The following is a 22509-nucleotide window of genomic DNA, read 5'->3' as shown; positions in this document are numbered from 1 at the left end:
ATTTGTTTTTTATTTAGATAGTTGTTTTATTTTATCAGATGTATAAGTAAATACGCCTGTTTGATTTTTTAATGATTGTTTAAAAATGGTCTTAGCTACACTGTTTGCAGATATAGCCCTATATTTTTTTAGCCGTCCCAATAAAAGCGGACTTGTTATTTTCATAAAAAATATAATGATATCTTCTAAGCGCCTTGCACTTTGCCTGTATCCCATTAACACCGACGGCTGATAAATATGCAAGCTTTTTAAGCCAATTTTATTTATATCTTCCTCTGTTTCACCTTTCATCCTTAAATAAAAGTTTGATGATCCGGCATCTGCACCTATTGATGAAACTAAATGATATTGTTCAATTCCATTTTTTAAGGCTATTTCTGCCAGTTTAACCGGATAGTCATGATCTATTTTTCTATATTCATCTAAATCAGGTGTTTCATTCCTTGTCGAGCCTAAGCAACAAAATATAACGCTACCTGTTATTGATTTGGCATAGCGTTCCAAATGCGCAAATTCAATTATTAATTGGGTAACTTTAATATTATTTGTCCGGGTTTTTTTTCGGGCTATTATTAAAATTTCACCATAGTTGGGTTGAGTTGATAGCATTGCTAACAAATTACTGCCAATTAGTCCGCTTGCACCAACTATAATTGCTTTTTTTGTCATTTAAAGCTATGTTTTTTTGCAAAAATACGCATAATTAATTATTGGAATAAATATTGTATGTTTAAACATATAAATTTGATATTATGAAAAGTATATTTTATCCTGCCAATGAGCGGGGAACAAGCGACCACGGATGGTTAAAGGCTAATTTTTCATTCAGCTTTGGTCCGTATTATAATCCTGAGAAAGTGCATTTTGGTGCATTAAGGGTATTAAATGACGATATTATAGCCGGTGGTACAGGCTTTGGTACACACCCTCATGATAATATGGAAATTATTACTATTCCATTACATGGCGCGCTTGAACATAAAGATAGCATGGGTAATACAGGCGTAATAAATGCCGGCGAAGTGCAGGTAATGTCGGCAGGTACCGGCATTGAACACTCAGAATATAATCATTCTGCTACCGAAGCTGCAAATACTTTGCAGATATGGTTGTTTCCAAAACACAGAAACATTGAGCCAAGGTACGATCAACGAAACTTTACTGATTCTTTTAAGCCCAATGAGTTTACCACCCTGGTAACCGGCGATAAAAACATTGACGCCTTATGGATAAACCAGGACGCCACTTTTTCTATAGGCGAGTTTGAAGCAGGCAAGTCAATAAACTATGATATTAAAACAGCCGGAAATGGCGCATACATGTTTGTTTTAGATGGCGCTATAAAAATAAACGACCAGGTTTTAAACAAAAAGGACGCATTGGGTGTTTATGATACCAGTTCAATTACTATTGATGCCCAGGCAAATACCCGATTACTTATAATTGACGTACCAATGCTATAAACCAGATATACCTGCCGGGTAAGTTTATTGAGCGCTAACAACAGGGCAAAACCTGTTGTATACAATTAATAATACAAACCATGGCAGAAGAGATTATTATACCCGGCTGGAGAAAGTGGCTGGAAGACATTGGTGAGCAGGTGTCATTTTTTACCCGTTTCCTTAAAAATATTTTTGTTGGCGGTTTTGAATGGTCAGAGTTTGTAAGGCAATGTTATGAAATAGGTTACCGGTCGTTTATGCTGGTAGGTATTACTTCCTTTATAATGGGTGTGGTTTTAATAGTACAATTAAGGCCCACCCTTGTAGCGTTTGGCGCGGCAAGCATGCTGCCCAAAACACTTTCCGTATCTTTTGTTCGCGAAATTGGCCCGGTTATCATTGCCATAATATGTGCAGGTAAAATAGCCTCAAGTATTGGTGCCGAATTGGGCAGCATGAAAGTTTCGGAGCAATTGGATGCCATGGATGTATCCGGTGCAAACCCACTGCAGTACCTGGTTGTTACACGCATACTGGCAACAACCATAATGGTACCCATATTATCTGTATTAGGCGATGTAATAGGCCTGTTTGGGGGCTTCCTCGCCTTAAACCTTCGCGATCATATCAGCCTATCGCTATACGCTACCAAAGTAGTAGCCTCACTTGATTATACCGATTTTTTACCTGCTTTTATTAAAACTATATTTTTTGGCATGGCCATTGGCTTTGTGGGTTGCTATAAAGGCTTCCACTCCAGCAAAGGCACAGAGAGTGTAGGATTGGCTGCAAACTCGGCCGTGGTTACCGCATCGCTGTGGATATTTGTTATTGATGCCATTGCCGTACAGATAACCAGTTTGTTATTTTATTAATAATTATGGAAGAAGAAAAAACAATAGCGGAGCCCAAACAAATAAAAGGCAATAACGAGGTAGTTATTGAGATAAAAGACCTTAAAAAAGCATTTGGAAGCAACGAGGTTTTAAAGGATATAAACCTGGAGGTAAAACGTGGTGAGAACGTGGTGATTTTAGGTCGGTCTGGAGTAGGAAAATCAGTTATGATACAATGTATAGTTGGGATGCTTATACCCGATGATGGTACATTAAAGGTATTGGGAGCCGAGGTTGCCGAAATGGATGATGAAGAACTAAAAGAACTGCGGATGAAGATCGGCTTCCTGTTTCAAAGCGGGGCCCTGTATGATTCCATGACGGTTAGAGAAAATCTGGAATTTCCATTAACAAGGGTATTAAAAATAGATGACCAAGCCGAACTTGATAAGCGGGTCGAAGAGGTACTGGATAGTGTGGGCCTGGAAGACGCGATTGATAAGTTGCCGTCTGACCTGTCTGGCGGTATGCGTAAAAGAGCTGGTCTGGCACGCACGCTTATTATAAACCCAGAGATAATGCTTTATGATGAGCCCACTACGGGCCTTGACCCCATCACCTCGCGCGAGATAAGCGAGCTGATATTAAATATGCAAAAGAAATATAAAACAACATCAATTATTATAACGCACGATATGGAATGCGCACGCATTACGGCAGACCGCGTTGTAATTATGGACGATGGGAAATATATAGAAGAAGGCACTTTTGATAGCCTGAAGAAATCAAAAAACAAAATTGTACAGTTATTTTTTAAAGATATATCATGAAAACTACTTCTTCACAGAAATTAAAAATAGGTTTATTTACTTTTATTGGCCTGTTGGTACTAATAGCGGCAGTATTTTTTATAGGTAATCAAAAAAGCCTGTTCAGCGCGACTTTTAAGATAAGCGGCGTGTTTAAAAACGTAAATGGCTTACAGATAGGCAATAACGTACGCTTTGCCGGCATAAATGTTGGGGTGGTTAATGATATTGAAATAATTAACGACACCGCAGTAAGGGTAATACTTAATATTAACGATGATGTAAAAAAATTCATTAAAAAAGACTCGAAAATGAGTATTGGCAGTGATGGTTTAATGGGCGATAAGCTGGTAGTGTTGATGCCGGGCGGTGCAACTTCAACAGCGATGGTAAAAGATGGCGATCAGATAAATTCCATTAACCCGATTGATGTAGACAAGATAATTGCTAAATTAACCAAAATAGAAGATAATGCGGGCTCGCTTATTGACAACATGGCGCAAATAGTAGCTAAAATAAACACGGGCAAGGGTAGCCTGAGCCGATTATTAAATAATGATAAGATGGCGCGCGAAATGGAGAAGACGGTTACGCAGGCAAAAACAACCATGCAAAATGTACATAAAACCAGTGCTACATTAAACGAGGACCTAAAAGCTGCCCAGAGCAACTTCCTGTTAAAAGGATTCTTTAATAAAAAGAAGAAGGCCGCTAAAGCAAAACAAGACTCGATAAAGAAAACTCAGGAAGCAGCACCAAAGCCACAAAAGCAATAAACGTAAAGATAATAAGGGCCTGATATATAAATGGGATTAATTCTTTATGTTTATAGACTGATTAATCAGTTTGTAAATTGGACAAGAAACAGCAAATCCTATCTGCCGCACTGCGTTTATTCGTAGCGAATGGTTTTGACGGAACCCCAACTGCTAAAATAGCAATAGAAGCTGCGGTGGCAAACGGCACTTTGTTTTATCACTATAAAACAAAAGAAGAACTAATAGTTTCCCTTTATAATCAATTAAAAGAAGAGCAGGCTAATTATATATTGCCAATTATAAGCGGCCCGGGCTTTATAACAGACAAATTCAGGAATATTTTTATCCAGTCGGTTCATTGGGCACTTAGTAATCCGGATAAATTTTATTACATCCAGCAATTCAATTTTTCTCCGCATTTAGCACAAGTGCCAAAGGAGGTATTGAAGCAACAGACAATAATTTATGCAGATTTTATTGAAGAAGGCGTAAAGAGAAAATTGCTGAAACAACAAGATCCCGATCTTATCATTGCACTATTTAATGGCCAGGTATATGGTATTTACCACTATCTTACATCCGGTGAATTTACACCTGCTTTGCACGAAAAAACAATTAATGATAGCTATGAAATGGTGTGGGATATGATGAAGTATATGTAATAGCAAATTAACCTTAAAACTTTTAGGCAGTCAGCCTACAACATCCGCCCAAATTATTTGAAAACAAAAACGCCCCGGGATTTCAGGGCGTTTTTTGTTTATTTGTTAAACCTAAAGCTGGCTGGTAATAGCCGGATCTAAAGGAGTAACCTTTGAACGGTAACGGTGTATTAACTTGCCATTTTCATCTATCAAAAATTTCTCGAAGTTCCATTTAACGTCGCCGGTAAAATCAGGGTTTTCCGCGGTTGTTAAATATTGGAACAATGGGTCAATATCTAAGCCTAAAACGCTTACCTTACCACTCATTGGGAAAGTAACCGAAAAATTATCCTTGCAAAATGATTTAATATCCTGATTGGTGCCCGGCTCTTGTCCGCCAAAATTATTAGCCGGGAAACCTACTACCACTACCTTATCTTTGTATAGTTCTGATAGTTTTTGCAGGTCGGCATATTGTTTGGTAAACCCGCATTTTGAAGCTGTGTTAACGATCAATAATTTTTTGCCTTTGTATTTTGACAGGGAGAAGTTTTTACCATCAATGGTCTTCAATTTAAAGTCATACACTGATGATGCACTCGTTACAAATAACAGGGCGAATATTAATGCTAATGTTTTCATTTAGTCTTTATAATTAATTGTGAGATAAATATTTTAAGTAAAATTAAAGATTAAAAAAGCCTTTTCCCAAGATAGTAGTCTTCTTTTTTTGTCATTTTTTTCTTAGCAGCAGGGGTTTTGTCTTTATAGCCCAATAAGTGTAAAACGCCATGTATAATTACACGATGTAATTCATCAGTTCCGGGCACATTAAAGCTGGCAGCGTTTTCGCGGATGCGGGGTATAGAAATAAAAATATCGCCTGTTATCTCATTCTCTTTTACCGAATTATCAAACGTAATAATATCGGTATAGGTATCATGATTCAAGTATTTCTGATTGATCTTCAGCAAATATGCATCCGAGCAAAAGACAAAAGCAAGCCCATGTAAGGTAAAACCTTCGGTAACGATGGTTTGATTTATCCACTGCCGTATTTTGGTTTTGTTTTTTAGCGTGTAGGTTATATCCTCTTCAAAAAACTGTATAGCCGGCATTATAATTTAAATAGCAGTTCAACCTCGTTGCCTTTTGTATTAAACACGCATTGATCTGCCAGGTGCTTAACTATAAACACGCCGCGGCCGGTTAGTTTTTCTAAATTTTCCTCGGCAGTGGGGTCGGCCAGATGAACATAGTCAAACCCTTCGCCTTCATCGGTAATGGTCCAAATAGTACGTTTGGCATCAACCTCAACATTTACAATAACCTTTTTATTGGGGTCTAATTTATTGCCATGTATAATTGCATTAATAACAACTTCATTTAAACAAGTCATCATGTTAGCAAAAATGTCATCACTAATCTGATGTTTATCAGCAATTTCTTCTATCAAATTTTCCAATAGTGTTACACTCTCCCGTGCAGACGGCAGCTGTAAAGTATATAAATCAGTGGTTTGAATAGGCGCTTGCTCCATTATCATTTTGAATTAAGTTGGTCAAAATAAGATTTTATTTTCTGTTTATAATACAAATTTAGCGCCGGGGACACAGTTCTAACCAGTTCAGTCTGCTTTTGTTTTACTTGTTGGTAGTCCTGTAACGCTTTTATGTAGCCCGGTGGCATATCCTTACCCATATGGCTTTCGCGTTGCTTATCCTGCTCCCGTTCCTGTTCTGCCTTTTCGGCTTCTAAAAGTCGGGTCTGTATTTGCTGCTGACGTTTCAACGCATCATCTGTTATTCTCCTGTTTACGAGATCCCTCTCAGTTTGTTCCATTTGCAGCGATATTTTATCCGCATCCTTCACGCCCGAGCCGCCCTCTTTGCTTTGTTCATTATTAATTTGCTGCAATGATTGGCGTATCATTTGCTGCTCACGGGCCATTTTAGCCAGCTGTTCGCTCATCTGCCCCCGCTGGCTTTGTCCCTGTGGCGTATTACCCTGCTGCTGCATTTGGTCGCGCATTTTTTGCATGTTCTGGGTTAGTTTTTCCTGCATTTGCCGTAATTGCGAAACCGACATTTGCTTCGATTTTCCCTTGCCGCTTTTAGCATTCATTTTGGCCTGCAATTGTGCAAGTGCATCGCTTAACATTAATGCCAGGTTATTCATTGATGTCATGGCATACTGCTGGTCGCGGTTGGCCTCGGCGGTGCGCCTGTCTCCCAAATACTCCAGCGATTCATCAATGTGGCTATTAATTGCCGTAATTTCACGGTTAACAGTCGATTGTATTTGCGGTATACGTTTGCTCAACGAAAATAGGCTGTCTTCGGCGGTTTTCAAATTATCCTTTATGTTTTTTTGACTTTGGGCCAAGGTAACATAATTTGGGTCGGCCTGGCTGGTGTTTCGCAATGTTTGCATCACCTTTTCCTGGTCGAATGAGCTGTTTACCAAACTCTTCAATAACTCGCGTAGCTGTTTGGCATCAACTTCGGTTTCTTTTTCATCCTGCTCCTGCTGTTCCTGCTCCATTTTTTGGGCAAGCTGCTGCATTTGTTTGGCCGACTGCTTTTGCGATTGCGAAGCTTTTGATTTATTATTCTTTGATAACTGATCTGAACTTTGGTTCATTTGATCTTCAATATTTTTCTCGTCGGCCTCAGGGTTTTTAAAATCTTGTTTGGCCGCCTGGTCGGTATTTTTATCCAGGTCCTTTAGTGATTTTTCTAAATTTTCAAACTCCTTGTTCAGGTTTTGCTGCTGTTGCTGTAACCGGTCCTTGTCTGATCCGGGCTGCTGGGTTTCGTCACCTAATTTCTGTTGTTTCTCTGCCAGTTGTTTTAACTGGTTAATGTTTTGATTTAGCTTTTGATCAAACTCCAGCTTTTTATATAAGTTAAGCATTCGGTCAAGCTCTTTTTTAAGAGACTTATTATCCATCTGCATTTTTGATAGTTCATTACGTGTGCCGTCCTTTTGATCCTGCTGCAATAGTTGCTGCAGTTTCTGCAATAGTTCTTTTGTTTTAGGATCAAGTACATTATTTAACAGGTCCTCTATTTGTTTTTGTTCTGCTAACAACTCCTTGTTTTGCAATTCGTTTTCGCGGCGGTTATACAGGTTCTTTTTATTCTCGTCCTGTATTTGTTTAACCAGCTCATCTAATTCTTTCCTTTTTTGCAGCAAGTCTTCCACCTGTTTCTTTTCATCGAAAGAAAGATTGTTTTTATTTAATAAAACCTGATCAAGCTTTTTCGAGTCGCGTTCTATCTGGTCTGCCAGTTTAATAGCCGACTGCATTTTTTGCTTAACACCGGTAGTACCCGAGTTTAGTTCATCCCTTAATGCTTGCGCATCGGGCACATTCAGCGTGCGCTCTGGGGTGCGTGCTTTTTTAGGGCCGCTTACCCCATCATTATCGGCCACCTCGAAAAAGTAAGTTACTTGGTCGCCGGGTTTTATACCCAGTTCCTTCAAATTCCAGAAATAAAAGAAATCTGCTAATGTTTGATTCAGATCGGCCTTAACCGATTTAACAATTTCATGTTCATTGCTTTTTCCGCCGGCTGCGCCAACTTTATAATGAAAGGTTAATGAGGTAAAGCCATGATCGTCCTGTATTTTACCATTAAAGTAAAATGCGCGCAAGCTAACTGAATCCGGTTTTTCCTGCACATCAATAGATGGCGGCTCATCAGCAACAATATTAATGCGGTATGAGGCCGAATCGCTTTGCGTAACAACCGCGTTTACCGGACTTAATTTATAGGCCGACGGCTTAATTATCCGTTCGGTATGCTCAAAAAGATCATTGCCAACCGGGGCCAAGGCATGTTTACTGTCATTAATTTCGAACGTTAAACCAGTTGCATTTTGCGTATGGAATTTCCAGGCAACAGTTGTGCCGGCAGGGATGGTCAGATCGCCGGCATTGGGTAGGGTCTCTGTCTTTTTATGCAGGTAAGCCGGATATTGCAGCTCCACATCAAAATGCAATAATGACGGGCGCAGATTAACCTTAATTTCATAAGGGGCAGATACAAAACCATTGCCCACCAAACGGAATGATGTGTTTTGTTGAAGATTGGTAAACAGGTAATGAAACTTGCTTACATTTTCCTTGTCGAGCTTAAAGGTATTATTGGCGGTCTCTACATAAACATCAGCCGGAAGCTGGTTGCCTTGCAGTTTTAGCTCCAATTTCAGGTCCTCGCCTTGTACAGCAGATAGCTTTTGGTTCAATACCACAAACTGAAACGGCGCTACGGGTGCAAAATACTCGTTATGACGGATGATCTTTTTAGTGCTTTCTGTTAAAATTGATGGAGCCGCCAGCCCAATAATAATTATTATTGCTATGGGGGTTAGTATCCATTTAAGGTATTTAGAATTTTCTTTTATGTTGATAGCAGACGGAAAACGTACCGGCTTTAAGTTTTGAATTTTTTGGTCGATGCCGGCTTCTATGAGTTCGCGGTGCAGCGCATCCTGGCCGGCAAGTTTTTTAAGCTGCAGTGTATTCAATAGTTTATCATTAACATCGCTAAAATGTTTGCCTATAATTTTGGCGGCTTCGTCATGCGTTAGGGTTTTGCCTACTTTAAGCCAGGCCAATAATGACGGGATAACCAGCCAGCCCAACAAACCCAGGTTAAGCAGGATAAAGCCATAAAACAAAACACCGCGAAAAAACGAATTAAAATTGCCGAAATACTCGGTCAACGTAATAACTACGTAAGCCGAAAATAGGCCCGCGCCCAAAAATATCAATCCCCTTAACAGGTTGTTTAAATAAAACTTCCTGGTAAAAGTATTGATCTTAGCGATCAGGATATCGTAGTTTTCTGATTGGGTCATAAATTGCCGTCACTAAAATACCGGTATTCAATCTTTAAACTGCAAAAAGGATAATAAATTATGCGTTAAATGTTAAACCGGGAAACTAATATAAGCAAAAATAAGAAGCTGATAAGTAACAAAATAGATGAATTGTTTACATTTATGTTGTAAACCATCCGTATGTCCATTTTTGACCTGTTTTATTAATTTAAATATAATGGCAAAAGAAGATAATGCCGACCTCTTGTTATTTCTGCGCCCGTTCACCCCAGGGATACAGGAGCTAACCCTATGGCTGCGCGATTTTGTGTGGGAGCTTTATCCCGAATGCAACGAACTGATCTATGATAACTATAACGCCCTGGCGTTTGGCTGGTCGCCGTCTCATACATTGGGCGATACCTTTTGCTCTATTGCTGTATTTAATGATAAGTATGTGCACCTTGGGTTTTACTGGGGATCAAAAATTCCCGATCCGGAAAAGATTTTATTAGGTAACGGCAGCCAGTATCGCTATATCATCATCAAAGAAAAAAAGGACCTGCCGCAGGATTACATCAAAAAGCTAATGGCCGATGCTTATGCGTTTTCGGTTGGCAAAGCAAAAGACCTGACAAATGCGCCTAAAGGGACAACCATAACCAAATCTATATCGCCGGTAAAAAAGCGGCCGGGGATGATGCCGCCTAAGAAAAAGAAATAACGCTTAAATTCCTCTCCAAAAAAAAGTGTTTCACATCAGGTGTTTCACCACAAATTTGCAAAAATTGATGAAACAGCATAAAATACTTATTGTAAGTGATTTATACTATTTTACCTAAAGCTTTTGTACTGTTTCAAAGTGTTTCACTCATTTTGTTAAATTAATATAAATCAATAAGTTAACCTAAAAGAGTGTTTCATGTGTTTCATTATTTTGTGAAACACTATATCATCTTTTTTAATATACCAACCGCTACTGCACCGGCAGGATACATTACAAAAACGTTTGGTGCAAAATTACCCTAACATGTCATTTATGCTTGTGAAACACCATACCTTTGTAAGGTAAACTTATTAGTTTGTCTTACTACAATGGATAACAAGAACTTAGAATTTGTTTCGGACCTGCGCACTGTCGTGGGCCGCTTAATTAAAAAACTTCGAAAAGAGTCGACCACCGGGCAGCAGCTTTCACTTACGGAGCGCTCGGTGCTTTTTTTATTATTGCAGCATAAAGAAATGCTACCGAGTGAATTAGCAGCAATGGAAAAGATTACCAATCAATCCATGTCGGGTATATTGGCCCATTTGCTGGAACTGGGCTATATCACGCGTACCACATCGGCTACTGATAAAAGAAAAGTGCTGATCACGTTAACAAAAAAAGGCGAACAAACGCTATTGCAGGTACGCAATGAGCGCGACCAATGGCTTACCAAAGCCATCCAGGCAACCTGTACAGAAGAGGAGCAGGAATTATTAAAAAAAGCCATCGGGCCATTAACAAAATTAGTCGACTTTGAATAATCTGCAAACAGGGTTATCGTTAAAAGCGAGCAAAGAATTAATACATGAACATCAGTACCTTCAAGGCATTTAAGAGCCGCAATTTCAGGTTATACTTTACGGGCCAATCCGTTTCATTAATTGGCACGTGGATGCAAAAAACAGCCGTAAGCTGGGTTATCTACTCGCTTAGCCACTCTACCTTTATGCTGGGATTAACGCTTTTTTGCAGCCAGTTTCCCTCATTTTTATTTTCGCTATTGGGCGGCGTTGTGTCTGATCGCTACAATCGTTACCGCGTTTTGCTGGCTACACAGGTGGCATCTATGATACAGGCTATTTTATTAGCTGTTTTAATATTGCTTAAGCATTATGAGGTTTGGGAGATACTGGCGCTAAGTGTTATGCTGGGCATCATTAACGCGTTTGATGTGCCGGCAAGGCAATCATTGGTATATGAAATGGTTGAAGATAAAAGCGATCTGCCAAATGCATTGGCGCTTAATTCGTCTATGGTAAACCTATCGCGGCTCATTGGTCCGGCCATTGCCGGATTGATATTAGAGGGGCTTGGCGATGGCGCCTGTTTTTTGGGGAACGCCATCAGCTTTATAGCGGTCATCGGTTCGCTGTTAATGATGAGGCTACCTAAACATATTAGTAAGCCACACCCTAAAAACGTATTTGGCGAATTGAAGGACGGCTTCTCCTATATTAAACGGACACCATCCATCGCATTTGTGTTGGTAATGCTTGCCTTAATAAGTTTGATGGTATTACCCTTTAGCACATTGATACCGTATTATGCACGGGATGTTTTTAGAGGCACCGCAACAACCTTTGGTGTTATAGATAGTTTTATTGGCCTGGGCGCATTTTCGGGAGCGATATTCCTGGCCTCGCTAAAGCCGGGAGCTAATTTGAAAAAGATATTATTTATAAATACGCTTGTATTTGGCGCAGGGCTGGTGCTGTTTTCGCATGAGCAAAGTTACCCGCTGGCGCTGCTGTTTGTAACTATCGCGGGGTTTGGCATGATGTCGCAAATTACGGTGAGCAATACACTGATACAAACCACTGTCGACCAGAACATGCGCGGGCGTGTTATCAGTTTTTATGCTATGGCTTTTTTTGGGATGCAACCCCTGGGCGGCTTGCTTGTTGGGTCGATATCAAACTGGATAGGTACAACCGATACGCTGATGGGCGAGGGAATCGCCGCGCTATTAATTGGCTTACTGCACTGGCGCTACCTGCATAGGGAAAAATTAAAAGCATTACGTAAAAAGCAACTGGTTGAGCCGGTGGTGGTGGACGCGTTGTAGCGGCCAATAGTATAGAGAGTGGTATTTTGAATTTGCGCTAAACCAAATTTACCCTAACTTAGGCTGCTATAAACCAATTAACCATATACTATGTTAAAAAGATCGATCCTGCTATTGCTTGCGGTATTTGCCGTAAACGGAGTTTTTGCCCAAACAAAACATAGCCAAACATCAAAACACACCAGTTATAAAGGATTATTAATGGCCGGTTACCAGGGCTGGCATGATACCCCTACCGACGGTGCCAATCGTGGTTGGGGCCATTACCTGCAACGGGGCGTGTTTGGTCCGGGAAATTTAAAAATAGACTTGTGGCCGGAGCTAAACGAATACAAAAAGATGTACCCTACGCCATTTATCCATGCAGACAGCAGCGTGGCCATGTTACCCAGCGACCATGATTATACCACTACCGATGTGCGCTTTAAATGGATGAAACAATATGGCGTTGATGGCGTGTTTATGCAGCGTTTTATTGGCAACACACGGCCGGGTAATACCCGTAATCACTTTAATAAAGTATTGGGCGACGCGCTTAAAGCCGCCCGTAAATATAACCGTGCCATTGCTGTGATGTATGATTTTTCGGGCATGCGCGACACGCTGGATCTTCCGTTGTTTAAAAGTGACTGGAAGAATTTGGTTGATAGTATGAAAATAACCAGCGGAGGCAATAAACAACCTTACCTGTACCATAATGGTAAACCATTGGTAGTGCTGTGGGGCGTAGGCTTTAACGATAGCGGCCGGCATTATACTACCAAAACAATGGCAAAAATTGTCGACTTTTTACAGAACGATCCGGAGTATGGCCATTGCGCGGTAATGCTGGGCGTACCTACTTATTGGCGCGAGTTTGGTAACGATACCGAAAAGAACCCCGAGCTGCATGCTCTGATAAAAAAGGTGGATGTTATACATCCATGGACAGTGGGCAGGTATAAGGACGATGCCGGCTTCCAAAAGTATAATGAAATAGAAAAGGCCGACCTGGCCTGGTGCAAAGCAAACCATATTGATTATGCACCTACATGTTTCCCGGGCTTTAGCTGGCATAATTTAAATTTAAAAGATAAGTTTAACGCTATACCAAGAAATAGGGGTAACTTTTTCTGGAATGAATTATCGGCAGCCATAAAAAACGGTGCCGAAATGATATACGTAGCCATGTTTGACGAAGTGGACGAAGGCACCGCCATTATGAAGGTATCGCAAAACCCACCGATAGGCCCAAGCCCGTTTGTAACTTTTGAGGAAGGCATACCATCAGATTATTATTTGTACCTGGCCGGTTATGCCGGTAAGGTGCTTAAAAAAGAATTGCCGTTGCCAGAGTCTATTCCGCTGCCAAAATCGGCTAAGTCGGCTATCAAATAAAAAAAGGCTGTATCAAAAGTCATTAATAGTAAACAGCAGCAAAATAATAATTTGCCTTTGTGACTTCTTTGCGGTCTCTGCGGTAAAATTTTTACCGCAAGATCAAGCGACACAGAGTTATATCCGAAAAATATAAGTCTGTGTCGATTTTTGTAATATCAATTGCGTTTAGTTATTTAAGCTATTTCGGTTGTTGTTAGCTTACAACAATTTGGTTTGATTTAGCCCCGGCGTTACCGCTTCGTACGGATATTTGCCTTTGATATGCCGGTTAAACCAGATGCCTTTCGCTATTGTGGCGCGCATTTCTTTAAAAACTTTTTCCGGCACGTTTAGGTAGTTGTATATTTTACCAGAATGGTAACGCACGGTCAGCGTTTCCGTTGAAGCATCATAATTATAACCGGCGATGACAGCTGATGGCATGGCTTACTTATTTTCCGTTTTCTTTTTGTCAGCAAAGTATTGCCGGGCTCGTTTTAATCCGGTAGCAATGGCTATGCCTTCATCTGCACCATCCGTTAAGACCTGATTCGCGATCTCGACCGCCTTTTCCCGCAGCTTCTTAGGCTGGTTCTTGTAAGATGGCGGGTAATCTCCATTATACCAAGGCATCATTCCTCCTTTTGAGAAGAAACAGCCAGTCTGTATAAATGTTTCTTTTAGCTAAAAATCAAACCATTCCTGGCTATTGCAGGTTATAGTAACATGGCAGAAAGCAAGATCAGTATTTGCAGTAAATTAATGGCAGATCAAGGCCTGACCATCGCTTTCGCGGAAAGCGCCACGGCCGGCTGGCTTTGTTCGGAATTCGCATTGACCGAAGAATCAGGGAAAATATTAAAAGGAGGTATTGCCTGCTACGATGCCGGTTTGAAAGTGAAGCTGCTTAAAGTGCCGCAGGAACTTATCGATCAATATACACCCGAGTCTTTGGAGGTCACCCGTGAAATGGCCTACCGCCTGCGGGAACTCATCGAATCTGATATCCAGGTGACTGTTACCGGGCTCACCACTCCCGGAGGCAGCGAAACGCCGGAGAAACCGGTAGGCACCATGTTCGTTTTTGCGCTGATTAAAGGCCGGGAAGCCAGCTTCCGGAGAGTGTTCGCAGGTTCTTGCGAAGAAGTGATCCACCAAACCATTGAAGCTACCGCCGAACTGCTGACAGGGGAATTAAGCCCATCATAGTTTTTGGATGAAATAAAAACTGACATACCCGCCATCAGCAAGAATTTTCATGGTGGATTTTCAACAGGCTAACTGAAGTATGGCCAAATAAATAATACAGCCTTGGTTTGACAATTTTAAAAAATTACAAACCAGCGTCATTGCCCATTGTTGTAAAAGTAGCCGGAATGTTCCGGCGTAATAAATGTTAAGGAGGAATATCATGGCTTTAGTAAAATTTAATGAAGGAAAAAACAGGGGTAGCTTGATGCGTCCAGGATTTGACGATATTTTTGAATCTGTTCTGAATGACACCTTTTTATCTGACCGGATGGTATCGCGGGTACCGGCAGTGAACATTTCGGAAACGAACGAACACTATCATATCGAACTGGCCGCACCGGGGCTGAAAAAGGAAGATTTTAAAATAACCCTCGACCGGGATGTGCTGATGATTTCGGCAGAACATCAATCAGAACAGACCGGTAACGATAAAAAATATAACAAGTGTGAATACAATTACACTTCGTTCGTGCGCTCATTCACCCTGCCCGATTCGGCAGATGATGAGGGTATCGAAGCCGAATACACCGATGGGGTGCTCAAAATCAATGTAGCCAAAAGAGAAGAAGCCAGAATGGCCAGCCGCCAGATCGAGATCAAATAAGGGGGGGCTACCGGCAATTGTTTAACCAGGCGCTAACAGCGCCTTTGTTTTTTTCAGGCCATGTTAGTTTCAAATAGATGAAAAAGAATCTGGCCGACAGCCGCCAATGCTGGTTCCTAAAAGATACTTAGCTGAAAGGATCAGCAACCGGTAATTAAGCTAATATCTGCTGCTGCATAAGCGGCCTTAGTACCTTGTTCAAAATCTTCGGTTATTGCATAGGGTGTAGCGCCTGTTGGTACAGTATTATCAATCGGGGCGACGTTTTTCTTGCAATCAGCAATGATAACGACCAACGCGAAGCCTGCGTAAATGAGTAATTTTCTAAATTTCGTAGATATATATTTTTGTGTGTAGTATAGGCATCGTATGTTAATTACCGTTAATGGTTTGTTTTAATACTATTACCCGATTTGAATTAAGCTTTCGTATTTTTGCAATTCGGAAAAAAACCGGATGCGTATGGCAATGTTTGATAATAAAGAGAAAACCAATATAGAAGCTTTAGGCGAATTCGGCCTGATAAATCACCTGACAAAAAATATTGAATTGGTGCAAAAAAGCACCATTAAAGGCGTTGGCGACGATGCCGCTGTGCTTGATTTTGGCGGGAAAAGAATGTTGGTATCTACAGATATGTTGCTGGAGGGGATTCATTTCGATTTAGCTTATACCCCGTTAAAACACTTGGGCTACAAAGCGGTGCAAGTAAACCTGAGCGATATTTATGCTATGAATGGTATTGCTACGCAGGTAACGGTATCTATTGGCATGTCGAGCAAGTTCCCTATTGAGGCGGTTGAAGAATTGTATGAAGGTATTTACATAGCCTGCGAAAAATATGGTGTTGATTTGGTTGGGGGCGACACATCATCATCAAAACAAGGATTGGTATTAAGTGTAACCGCTATTGGTTATGCTAACGCGGAGGATGTGGTATACCGCAACGGCGCACAGGAAGGCGATCTGATATGTGTATCCGGCGATCTGGGCGGAGCTTACGTTGGTCTGCAATTATTAGAGCGCGAAAAACTGATCTATTTAGAGAACCCCAATATTCAACCGGATCTGGAAGGGAAAGACTATATAGTAGAGCGCCAGTTAAAGCCGGAGGCCCGCCGGGATATTATCGACCTGTTAAAAGAAATTGAGGTTAAGCCTACATCAATGATCGATGTATCAGACGGATTAGCATCAGAGATCATGCACATTTGCAAGCAAAGCGAAAAAGGCTGCAGTATATACGAAGAAAAAATACCGCTCGACCCTATGACCTTTGAAACCGCCCGCGAATTTAACCTCGACCCAACCGTTTGCGCCCTAAGCGGCGGCGAAGATTACGAACTGCTTTTCACCGTTAAACAAGCCGACTATGAAAAAATAAAATTTAAAATGGATATTACCATCATAGGTCATATTACTGAGCCGGCATCGGGGTGTAATTTGATAACTAAGAGCGGTAATGTGCATCCATTGAAGGCGCAGGGGTGGAATGCGTTTGGTACGCACCTCCCTAAAGGGGGAGTTGAATAGCGCTACGCATTAATCATGTACTTCAAGAACTCCCCCTTTAGGGAGGTGGAATATATTTTGAAAGAGACAATAATATTTAACCCGTAGGGTTAACCTCTTTGTAGAAAATAAATAGAAAAGTCTTTGCCCCATACGGGGCTACCCATAATCACAAAGTAATGCCAAACACATACACGCAATTATATATCCATTTTGTATTTGCTGTAAAATACAGGCAAGCAACAATAAAAGAGGAGTGGGAAGATCGCCTTCAAAAATATATAACTGGTATAGTACAAAACAATGGGCATAAATTATTGGCCATCAATACAATGCCAGATCATTTACACCTATTTGTCGGACTAAACCCTAAACAAGCGATTTCGGACCTGATGAGATTGGTAAAAGGGGACAGTTCAGAATTTGTGAATAAGGAAGGATTTACAATAAGGAAATTTTATTGGCAAGAGGGATATGGTGCGTTTAGTAATAGTCGATCGCAGATTGATGGTGTAGTTAAATATGTTTTGAATCAAAAAGAACATCATTCCAAAAAGACATTCAGGGAAGAATATTTGGAAATATTAAAAGATTATGCGGTTGAATATGAAGAAAAATATATTTTTCACAACCTGTTAGATGGTTAAAGGGTAGCCCCTATGGGGCAAAAAGAATGATGTGGGGTTTTTCTACAAAGAGGTTGACCCGAATGGGTCATTAGGTGATTAGTTAAAGGGCGGTAATAGAATTCACTATTCTACCGGCTCATCATCTCCAACCTCAATATATTTCTGATCCAATTGCTTATTGGCTTTAGCGCCTAAACTCTTAATTTTCTCGGCAGTTTTGGTTAAATTACCATTGCCTTCCGTTAGTTTGCTAATTGCATTATCATAAGCGTTTTGGCTCAGCTTAATATTTTTGCCGATGCCTTCCATATCGTTTACAAAACCAACGAACTTATCATACATGGCGCCGCTTAAACGGGCAATTTCAAGCACGTTGCGGTTTTGACGCTCCTGTTTCCAAATACTGGCGATAGTGCGCAGGGTAGCCAGCAAGGTTGACGGGCTCACAATAACCACCCGCTTATCCCAGGCATCACTAAACAGTTCAGAATCTATCTGTACAGCGAAACTGAAAGAAGATTCAATAGGTATAAACAGCAACACAAAATCGGGTGAGTTGATCTGGTACAGATCATGATAGTTTTTAGATGACAGGCCATGCACATGGCTTCTTATTGATTCTACATGTGCTTTAGAGAATAGCTTGCGGTCATCTTCTGTTTCGCAATTAACCAGGCGCTCATAGGCTATCAGAGAAACTTTCGAGTCAATGATCAGGTGCTTTTCATCCGGTAGGTCAATCACCACATCGGGTTGCAGGCGGGTGCCATCTATACCGATTAAACTGGCTTGCAGTCGATACTCCTGGTCCTTAACTAAGCCAGAACGCTCTAAAACACGCTCCAATATAACCTCGCCCCAGTTTCCTTGCTTTTTATTATCGCCTTTCAGGGCTTTGGTTAGGTTTTGCGCCTCGTCGCTAATTTGCTTGTTCAGCTCCATTAACTGAGTTATTACCCCTTTCATGGTATTGCGCTCGGCAGCTTCCATGTTATACACCTTGTCTACCTTATCCTCAAATGCTTTCAGATTTTCTTTAAGCGGATTAAGGATAATATCCAAATTGGTACGGTTAACATCAATAAATTCTTTCGATTTCTCTTTAAGCAATTTCTCGGCAACGTTCTCAAATTCCTTTTGAAACTTTTGCTGGATATCCTGTATGCTTTTTTCCTGTTCGCCTAAACGTTCGCGCTGTGCTTTAAATGATTCTTCGGCTTTAGCCATTCGGTTCTTTTCGGCCAGCAATTCCTGGTTTAATGCGGTTATGGCGGCATCGTATCGTTCGCGTTCATCCTGTAATTGTTTATCGGCTTTATCGCGCTCCAAACCCAGGCCCAGCGCACGTTCTTCGGCTTTGGCTAAAGATATACTAAGAGTTGTATTTTCAGTTTTTAAACGCGCAAACTCATCTGCCGAAATACCATCAGCAGTTGTTGGCCGCTTTAAAAAAAGCAAAACAGAAATTATAAGAATTACAAGGGAGGCAACTAAAGCAGCAACAATCATTTTGATAAAAATATTAGCAAAACGAAAGTAAAGAAAAATGAGTTATGGTAATAAATTAATGATGTTTTTTAGGTCTTGCCCGTAGCGTATCGGCCGTAGGGTCGTCCGTTACTTGCCCGGTAGTACTGGTATCTGTTCCGCTGGTTGATTCTGCCTCCGGTACCCCGGCACCGAATGCTGTATCCAGGCCGGAATTATCATGACTGGCGCTCGAATCACGAGTGGTGCCACCGGTTTTATTTGGGGTACCGTTGCAGGCAAATAAAGTAGCTGCAGCGGCTAAAACTAAAATAAAAGATAATTTTTTCATAACTATGATGGCTTTCGATATAATAACGACAAGCCCGCGAAATTAGCGCGAAATTAGTTTGTAAAATTATTGTGCTTTTTCTACACGCAGGCCAATATCACTTATCTCATGCAGGGGGTTATCGCGCATGTTTTGTTCTATTTGAATGGTATAAACACCTTTGGCCGGAAATTTATAGTTTAAACGAAATGGTATCTGGTAGCTATATAAATTACCCGACCCCTGTCCCAGCCACTCCCCATCAGGATTTGCCAGCTTAAACTCATACCGGGTACCGGTTGCTTTTTTATCCGGATTAGTTTGATAGATCAGCACAAACAGGTTAGAATACTTATAATCGCCGGTTACCCGCAAGTTTAGGTAAAGATTATAAGGAGTTTGCTCATTATCAACCTTAACGGCATACTTTATTTTATTAGAGTAGGCCCAATTATTATTAACGATCTCTATATTTTGATCGACAACTGCATTAGGGTCTGTACAACCCGTCCATGACAACAGTATAAAAGCCATCATGGCAGGGAATATATATGTTAAAGCATTTTTCATTGCTTACTCTTTTGGCGATTCGTTTCCACCAGTGTTTCCATTGGGGCGATTAGGGTTATTCCTGTTTTTATTTGGCCGTTTTCTGTTCCTGTTCGGATTATTGTTGCCGCCTTCCGGTTTTGGCCTCTGCGGGTTTACCTGCCCGCCCGGGTTGGGCTGTTCAGCAATGTTAGTAGGGCGCGGTTGTCCGTTGGGGGTTGGCTGTCCGGCAGCATTAGCCGGGCGCGGTTGTCCGTTGGGGTTTGGTTTGTTTTTATTGCGGTTCTTATTTTTCTTTTTGTTTCGGTTGCGCTCATCCAAGCGGGTAAGGCTATCCTGGCCAACAACATTTTCGTAGTCCAGGGCTTTTACAGGTTCGGTTTCCATCTCAACAAATACCAGCAGATCATCAGGCAATACGCCATCCTTGTTCATTTGCTGAATTTCTTTAACGCGGTGAATAGGTACCGCTATCCATGATTCTTCGCGGGGATAACTGAACCACATCTGTTTTTTAAAGATATCGGTTTTTTGCAGGCGGGCATCTCCCTTAAGCGTTTTTAAATAATTTACGTTATCGGGGATGTGCTTTAGTGCATCCATGTACGTATCCAGCTCATAATTTAAGCAGCACTTTAACTTACCGCATTGCCCTGCCAGCTTTAACGTATTTAAAGAAAGATTTTGATAACGTGCCGCCGAGGTAGAAACTGTTTTAAAATCAGTTAACCAGGTAGAGCAGCATAACTCGCGGCCACACGAGCCAATACCACCTAAGCGGCTTGCTTCCTGGCGCATGCCTATCTGGCGCATTTCTATACGAATACGGAAAGTCTCGGCCATTTTCTTGATCAGCTCGCGAAAATCAACCCTGCCCTCTGCAGTATAATAAAAAGTAGCCTTTGTTTTATCGGCCTGGTAATCTACATCGCTTAACTTCATAGACAGGTTAAGGCTAAGTGCCAGCTTGCGCGCGCTATGCATGGTTTCCCATTCCATATCTTTGGCGGCTTTCCACTTGTCCACATCAGCAGGTGTAGCGCGGCGATATATCTTCTTTAAAACATCCTCTTCTTTAACTCTGCGCTTTACCATTTGCATCCTAACCAGTTCGCCGGTTATAGATACATGGCCAATATCATACCCACCGGTGGCCGCTTCAACCACCACCAGATCGCCATTCTCCAAATAAATATTATCGTTATTTAAATAGAACTCTTTACGTGAGCCTTTAAATTTTATCTCTACAATTTGAAATGGCTTATAATTAACCGGCATATCCATATGCGACAGCCAGTCATAAACATCTAATTTACTGCATCCGCCAGTGAGGCATGAGCCATTACTTTTGCAGCCTGCCGGCGAGCATCCGCCCCCGGTTGAGCAACTTCCACATCCCATATTAATTCGCTATATATTGATTCCCTTGCGGGCTTGATTTAAGTTTTAAAAAACTGATTAGCTGTAAAGATACATCTAAAAATAAAATTTTAGGGTTTGCATTTCTTTCAACGTGATAATGTGCCTTTTCCAGCTCGGCAATAATGGCCTGGTTCATGGAAATGTTCATGATGGTTGCCATCTTTTGCGCGGTCTCCAGTTCGGCCGAAGGTAAGTGTACCAATTCGCCGGCACCGGCTATCAGCAAACAGCATTCCCTTATAAAGCTGATGCCATAACGTAAAAAATTCTTTTGGTTTTCGCGGCCCATTTTGGATAGCTGCTCTACAAAACCAACTATCTCTATACCCTTATTGGCAAAACAAAAGCGCAGCCACTGTACAAACAGCGTATGGTAACTTTTATTTTCCTGTTGCAGCATAATAAGCGCGTCGGTTAAATTGCCATTACTTAAATAGGCAATTTCGGCTGCGGCATGTTCTGTTTGGTGATGATGGGCTATTAATTCTTCCTTAATATCATTATAATTCAACGCCGGTATTTTTATCAGCTGCGTACGAGACAGGATGGTATTTAATATCTGGTCCTGGTTTTGGGCTACTAATAAAAATAAAGTATTTGGCTGGGGCTCTTCAATAATTTTAAGCAGGGCATTGCCTTGCTTATCTAAAAACTCAGGCAGCCATAGTATTAAAACTTTATAATCAGACTCAAAAGGTTTAAAGCTTAACTTCTTAATTATCTGGTGGCAATCTGCAATATTAATATTGGCCTGTTTGTTACCGGCGTCCAGATAGCTGCGCCATATATCAAGGTTTAAATAGTTATTCTCTAAAAAAGCCAACCGCCAGCTATCAATAAAATCTATTGATGTTTCTTTGGGCAGGCCAAACGTAGGATAGGTAAAATGCAGATCAGGGTGCATTAGTTTTTGATACTTGCGGCAGGACGAACATTCGCCGCAGGAATCATCGGCCTGTTTATCCAAACAGGATAAGTATTGGGCGTAAGCAACTGCCAGGGCCAAACTTCCCGATCCCTCGGGCCCCAAAAACAATTGCGCATGACTAACCCGGTTTTCTTTTACCGAATTGATTAACCGCTGCTTGATTACCGCCTGTCCTACTATTTGTTTAAACTGCATTTGGTGCAAAATAATAATTAGAATTGAAATGTGGGATATGTTTTTAGAGATAGTGATGGGAGGGTAGAGATTGGGCGGGTTGGATTTTCATTAAAAAACACCACCG

The 22509-nt window shown here is 41.1% G+C and carries 25 protein-coding genes; 13 read left to right on the top strand and 12 right to left on the bottom strand.

What is annotated here, in order from left to right; genetic code table 11:
* Positions 1–9 precede the first annotated feature (9 nt).
* Positions 10–669: an NAD-dependent epimerase/dehydratase family protein gene (locus tag JWR23_RS02335; RefSeq protein ID WP_299512458.1), complete on the bottom strand. Its 660-nt coding sequence runs from the start codon at positions 667–669 to the stop codon at positions 10–12.
* Positions 670–752: 83 nt separating this feature from the next.
* Between JWR23_RS02335 and JWR23_RS02330 the strand changes: the two genes are divergently transcribed.
* The 5 genes from JWR23_RS02330 to JWR23_RS02310 all read left to right on the top strand — a co-directional run bounded on the left by JWR23_RS02330 (position 753) and on the right by JWR23_RS02310 (position 4510).
* Entirely contained in the window at positions 753–1463 is a 711-nt protein-coding gene (locus JWR23_RS02330) for a pirin family protein (RefSeq protein ID WP_299512455.1), read from the top strand.
* Positions 1464–1543: 80 nt separating this feature from the next.
* Positions 1544–2320, top strand: a complete 777-nt coding sequence (locus JWR23_RS02325; RefSeq protein WP_299512452.1) for an ABC transporter permease — start codon at positions 1544–1546, stop codon at positions 2318–2320.
* 5 nt (positions 2321–2325) lie between these two features.
* The gene (locus JWR23_RS02320) at positions 2326–3111 is read left to right on the top strand and encodes an ABC transporter ATP-binding protein (protein ID WP_299512449.1); all 786 of its coding nucleotides are present in this window, start codon (positions 2326–2328) and stop codon (positions 3109–3111) included.
* On the top strand, positions 3108–3866 hold the full coding sequence (locus JWR23_RS02315) for an MlaD family protein (protein WP_299512446.1): 759 nt from the start codon (positions 3108–3110) through the stop codon (positions 3864–3866). The genes JWR23_RS02320 and JWR23_RS02315 overlap by 4 nt, the downstream gene beginning before the upstream one ends.
* Before the next feature lie 77 nt (positions 3867–3943).
* Positions 3944–4510, top strand: coding sequence for a TetR/AcrR family transcriptional regulator (locus tag JWR23_RS02310; RefSeq protein WP_299512442.1), 567 nt, complete (start codon positions 3944–3946; stop codon positions 4508–4510).
* 111 nt (positions 4511–4621) lie between these two features.
* On the opposite strand, the gene JWR23_RS02305 is transcribed toward JWR23_RS02310, so the two are convergent.
* From JWR23_RS02305 to JWR23_RS02290, 4 genes are read right to left on the bottom strand one after another with little or no spacing between them, the layout of a single operon-like run.
* On the bottom strand, positions 4622–5134 hold the full coding sequence (locus JWR23_RS02305) for a glutathione peroxidase (RefSeq protein WP_299512440.1): 513 nt from the start codon (positions 5132–5134) through the stop codon (positions 4622–4624).
* A 50-nt stretch (positions 5135–5184) separates the two neighbouring features.
* The gene (ybeY, locus tag JWR23_RS02300) at positions 5185–5610 is read right to left on the bottom strand and encodes an rRNA maturation RNase YbeY (RefSeq protein ID WP_299512436.1); all 426 of its coding nucleotides are present in this window, start codon (positions 5608–5610) and stop codon (positions 5185–5187) included.
* Entirely contained in the window at positions 5610–6038 is a 429-nt protein-coding gene (locus JWR23_RS02295) for an ATP-binding protein (protein ID WP_299512433.1), read from the bottom strand. Before JWR23_RS02295 ends, ybeY begins: the two co-directional genes overlap by 1 nt.
* Positions 6035–9361: a DUF4175 family protein gene (locus JWR23_RS02290; RefSeq protein ID WP_299512428.1), complete on the bottom strand. Its 3327-nt coding sequence runs from the start codon at positions 9359–9361 to the stop codon at positions 6035–6037. Before JWR23_RS02290 ends, JWR23_RS02295 begins: the two co-directional genes overlap by 4 nt.
* A gap of 199 nt (positions 9362–9560) precedes the next feature.
* Between JWR23_RS02290 and JWR23_RS02285 the strand changes: the two genes are divergently transcribed.
* From JWR23_RS02285 to JWR23_RS02270, 4 genes are all read left to right on the top strand, one after another.
* Entirely contained in the window at positions 9561–10046 is a 486-nt protein-coding gene (locus JWR23_RS02285) for a DUF1801 domain-containing protein (protein ID WP_299512423.1), read from the top strand.
* A 371-nt stretch (positions 10047–10417) separates the two neighbouring features.
* On the top strand, positions 10418–10852 hold the full coding sequence (locus JWR23_RS02280; RefSeq protein ID WP_299512420.1) for a MarR family transcriptional regulator: 435 nt from the start codon (positions 10418–10420) through the stop codon (positions 10850–10852).
* A gap of 44 nt (positions 10853–10896) precedes the next feature.
* Positions 10897–12156 carry an MFS transporter gene (locus tag JWR23_RS02275; protein ID WP_299512417.1) on the top strand — a complete coding sequence of 420 codons (1260 nt, stop codon included), beginning with the start codon at positions 10897–10899 and terminating at the stop codon, positions 12154–12156.
* 90 nt (positions 12157–12246) lie between these two features.
* Entirely contained in the window at positions 12247–13533 is a 1287-nt protein-coding gene (locus JWR23_RS02270; RefSeq protein ID WP_299512415.1) for a glycoside hydrolase family 71/99-like protein, read from the top strand.
* Positions 13534–13734: 201 nt separating this feature from the next.
* Here JWR23_RS02270 and JWR23_RS02265 read toward each other — a convergent pair whose 3' ends face one another.
* Complete coding sequence (locus JWR23_RS02265) at positions 13735–13959, bottom strand: KTSC domain-containing protein (protein ID WP_299512412.1); 225 nt, start codon at positions 13957–13959, stop codon at positions 13735–13737.
* Between the two features lie 3 nt (positions 13960–13962).
* Complete coding sequence (locus JWR23_RS02260) at positions 13963–14151, bottom strand: hypothetical protein (protein ID WP_299512409.1); 189 nt, start codon at positions 14149–14151, stop codon at positions 13963–13965.
* A 90-nt stretch (positions 14152–14241) separates the two neighbouring features.
* Between JWR23_RS02260 and JWR23_RS02255 the strand changes: the two genes are divergently transcribed.
* The 4 genes from JWR23_RS02255 to tnpA all read left to right on the top strand — a co-directional run bounded on the left by JWR23_RS02255 (position 14242) and on the right by tnpA (position 17529).
* The gene (locus JWR23_RS02255) at positions 14242–14724 is read left to right on the top strand and encodes a CinA family protein (protein WP_299512406.1); all 483 of its coding nucleotides are present in this window, start codon (positions 14242–14244) and stop codon (positions 14722–14724) included.
* Positions 14725–14908: 184 nt separating this feature from the next.
* Positions 14909–15370, top strand: a complete 462-nt coding sequence (locus JWR23_RS02250; RefSeq protein WP_367277507.1) for an Hsp20/alpha crystallin family protein — start codon at positions 14909–14911, stop codon at positions 15368–15370.
* A gap of 468 nt (positions 15371–15838) precedes the next feature.
* Entirely contained in the window at positions 15839–16903 is a 1065-nt protein-coding gene (gene thiL, locus JWR23_RS02245; protein ID WP_299512734.1) for a thiamine-phosphate kinase, read from the top strand.
* Between the two features lie 158 nt (positions 16904–17061).
* Positions 17062–17529 (top strand): IS200/IS605 family transposase, encoded by a 468-nt coding sequence (gene tnpA, locus JWR23_RS02240; protein ID WP_299512400.1) that lies wholly within the window; start codon positions 17062–17064, stop codon positions 17527–17529.
* Positions 17530–17634: 105 nt separating this feature from the next.
* On the opposite strand, the gene rmuC is transcribed toward tnpA, so the two are convergent.
* The 5 genes from rmuC to JWR23_RS02215 form a co-directional block, all read right to left on the bottom strand.
* Positions 17635–19020, bottom strand: a complete 1386-nt coding sequence (gene rmuC / locus JWR23_RS02235; RefSeq protein WP_299512399.1) for a DNA recombination protein RmuC — start codon at positions 19018–19020, stop codon at positions 17635–17637.
* Between the two features lie 55 nt (positions 19021–19075).
* Entirely contained in the window at positions 19076–19330 is a 255-nt protein-coding gene (locus JWR23_RS02230; protein ID WP_299512396.1) for a hypothetical protein, read from the bottom strand.
* A gap of 66 nt (positions 19331–19396) precedes the next feature.
* Entirely contained in the window at positions 19397–19879 is a 483-nt protein-coding gene (locus tag JWR23_RS02225) for a gliding motility lipoprotein GldH (protein ID WP_299512394.1), read from the bottom strand.
* A 3-nt stretch (positions 19880–19882) separates the two neighbouring features.
* Positions 19883–21259 (bottom strand): regulatory iron-sulfur-containing complex subunit RicT, encoded by a 1377-nt coding sequence (locus tag JWR23_RS02220; RefSeq protein ID WP_299512392.1) that lies wholly within the window; start codon positions 21257–21259, stop codon positions 19883–19885.
* A gap of 1 nt (position 21260) precedes the next feature.
* Entirely contained in the window at positions 21261–22403 is a 1143-nt protein-coding gene (locus JWR23_RS02215) for a hypothetical protein (protein ID WP_299512390.1), read from the bottom strand.
* Positions 22404–22509: the final 106 nt, after the last annotated feature.

Origin of the sequence: Mucilaginibacter sp. (assembly GCF_028288205.1) — a bacterium.
Classification (GTDB): domain Bacteria; phylum Bacteroidota; class Bacteroidia; order Sphingobacteriales; family Sphingobacteriaceae; genus Mucilaginibacter.
The sequence above is the reverse complement of the archived record's forward strand: the minus strand, read 5'-3'. Positions and strand labels throughout refer to the sequence as shown.

What these genes read in the sequence shown, in the direction of transcription:
- JWR23_RS02255 (WP_299512406.1), top strand. Translation starts at nt 14,242, where the DNA reads ATGGCAGAAAGCAAGATCAGTATTTGCAGTAAATTAATGGCAGATCAA.
- JWR23_RS02230 (WP_299512396.1), bottom strand. Translation starts at nt 19,330, where the DNA reads ATGAAAAAATTATCTTTTATTTTAGTTTTAGCCGCTGCAGCTACTTTA.
- JWR23_RS02290 (WP_299512428.1), bottom strand. Translation starts at nt 9,361, where the DNA reads ATGACCCAATCAGAAAACTACGATATCCTGATCGCTAAGATCAATACT.
- JWR23_RS02305 (WP_299512440.1), bottom strand. Translation starts at nt 5,134, where the DNA reads ATGAAAACATTAGCATTAATATTCGCCCTGTTATTTGTAACGAGTGCA.
- JWR23_RS02225 (WP_299512394.1), bottom strand. Translation starts at nt 19,879, where the DNA reads ATGAAAAATGCTTTAACATATATATTCCCTGCCATGATGGCTTTTATA.
- JWR23_RS02250 (WP_367277507.1), top strand. Translation starts at nt 14,909, where the DNA reads ATGTTAAGGAGGAATATCATGGCTTTAGTAAAATTTAATGAAGGAAAA.
- JWR23_RS02275 (WP_299512417.1), top strand. Translation starts at nt 10,897, where the DNA reads ATGAACATCAGTACCTTCAAGGCATTTAAGAGCCGCAATTTCAGGTTA.
- JWR23_RS02270 (WP_299512415.1), top strand. Translation starts at nt 12,247, where the DNA reads ATGTTAAAAAGATCGATCCTGCTATTGCTTGCGGTATTTGCCGTAAAC.
- tnpA (WP_299512400.1), top strand. Translation starts at nt 17,062, where the DNA reads ATGCCAAACACATACACGCAATTATATATCCATTTTGTATTTGCTGTA.
- JWR23_RS02295 (WP_299512433.1), bottom strand. Translation starts at nt 6,038, where the DNA reads ATGATAATGGAGCAAGCGCCTATTCAAACCACTGATTTATATACTTTA.
- thiL (WP_299512734.1), top strand. Translation starts at nt 15,839, where the DNA reads ATGTTTGATAATAAAGAGAAAACCAATATAGAAGCTTTAGGCGAATTC.
- JWR23_RS02285 (WP_299512423.1), top strand. Translation starts at nt 9,561, where the DNA reads ATGGCAAAAGAAGATAATGCCGACCTCTTGTTATTTCTGCGCCCGTTC.
- JWR23_RS02325 (WP_299512452.1), top strand. Translation starts at nt 1,544, where the DNA reads ATGGCAGAAGAGATTATTATACCCGGCTGGAGAAAGTGGCTGGAAGAC.
- JWR23_RS02220 (WP_299512392.1), bottom strand. Translation starts at nt 21,259, where the DNA reads ATGGGATGTGGAAGTTGCTCAACCGGGGGCGGATGCTCGCCGGCAGGC.
- JWR23_RS02335 (WP_299512458.1), bottom strand. Translation starts at nt 669, where the DNA reads ATGACAAAAAAAGCAATTATAGTTGGTGCAAGCGGACTAATTGGCAGT.
- ybeY (WP_299512436.1), bottom strand. Translation starts at nt 5,610, where the DNA reads ATGCCGGCTATACAGTTTTTTGAAGAGGATATAACCTACACGCTAAAA.
- JWR23_RS02330 (WP_299512455.1), top strand. Translation starts at nt 753, where the DNA reads ATGAAAAGTATATTTTATCCTGCCAATGAGCGGGGAACAAGCGACCAC.
- JWR23_RS02280 (WP_299512420.1), top strand. Translation starts at nt 10,418, where the DNA reads ATGGATAACAAGAACTTAGAATTTGTTTCGGACCTGCGCACTGTCGTG.
- JWR23_RS02265 (WP_299512412.1), bottom strand. Translation starts at nt 13,959, where the DNA reads ATGCCATCAGCTGTCATCGCCGGTTATAATTATGATGCTTCAACGGAA.
- JWR23_RS02320 (WP_299512449.1), top strand. Translation starts at nt 2,326, where the DNA reads ATGGAAGAAGAAAAAACAATAGCGGAGCCCAAACAAATAAAAGGCAAT.
- JWR23_RS02215 (WP_299512390.1), bottom strand. Translation starts at nt 22,403, where the DNA reads ATGCAGTTTAAACAAATAGTAGGACAGGCGGTAATCAAGCAGCGGTTA.
- JWR23_RS02260 (WP_299512409.1), bottom strand. Translation starts at nt 14,151, where the DNA reads ATGATGCCTTGGTATAATGGAGATTACCCGCCATCTTACAAGAACCAG.
- rmuC (WP_299512399.1), bottom strand. Translation starts at nt 19,020, where the DNA reads ATGATTGTTGCTGCTTTAGTTGCCTCCCTTGTAATTCTTATAATTTCT.
- JWR23_RS02315 (WP_299512446.1), top strand. Translation starts at nt 3,108, where the DNA reads ATGAAAACTACTTCTTCACAGAAATTAAAAATAGGTTTATTTACTTTT.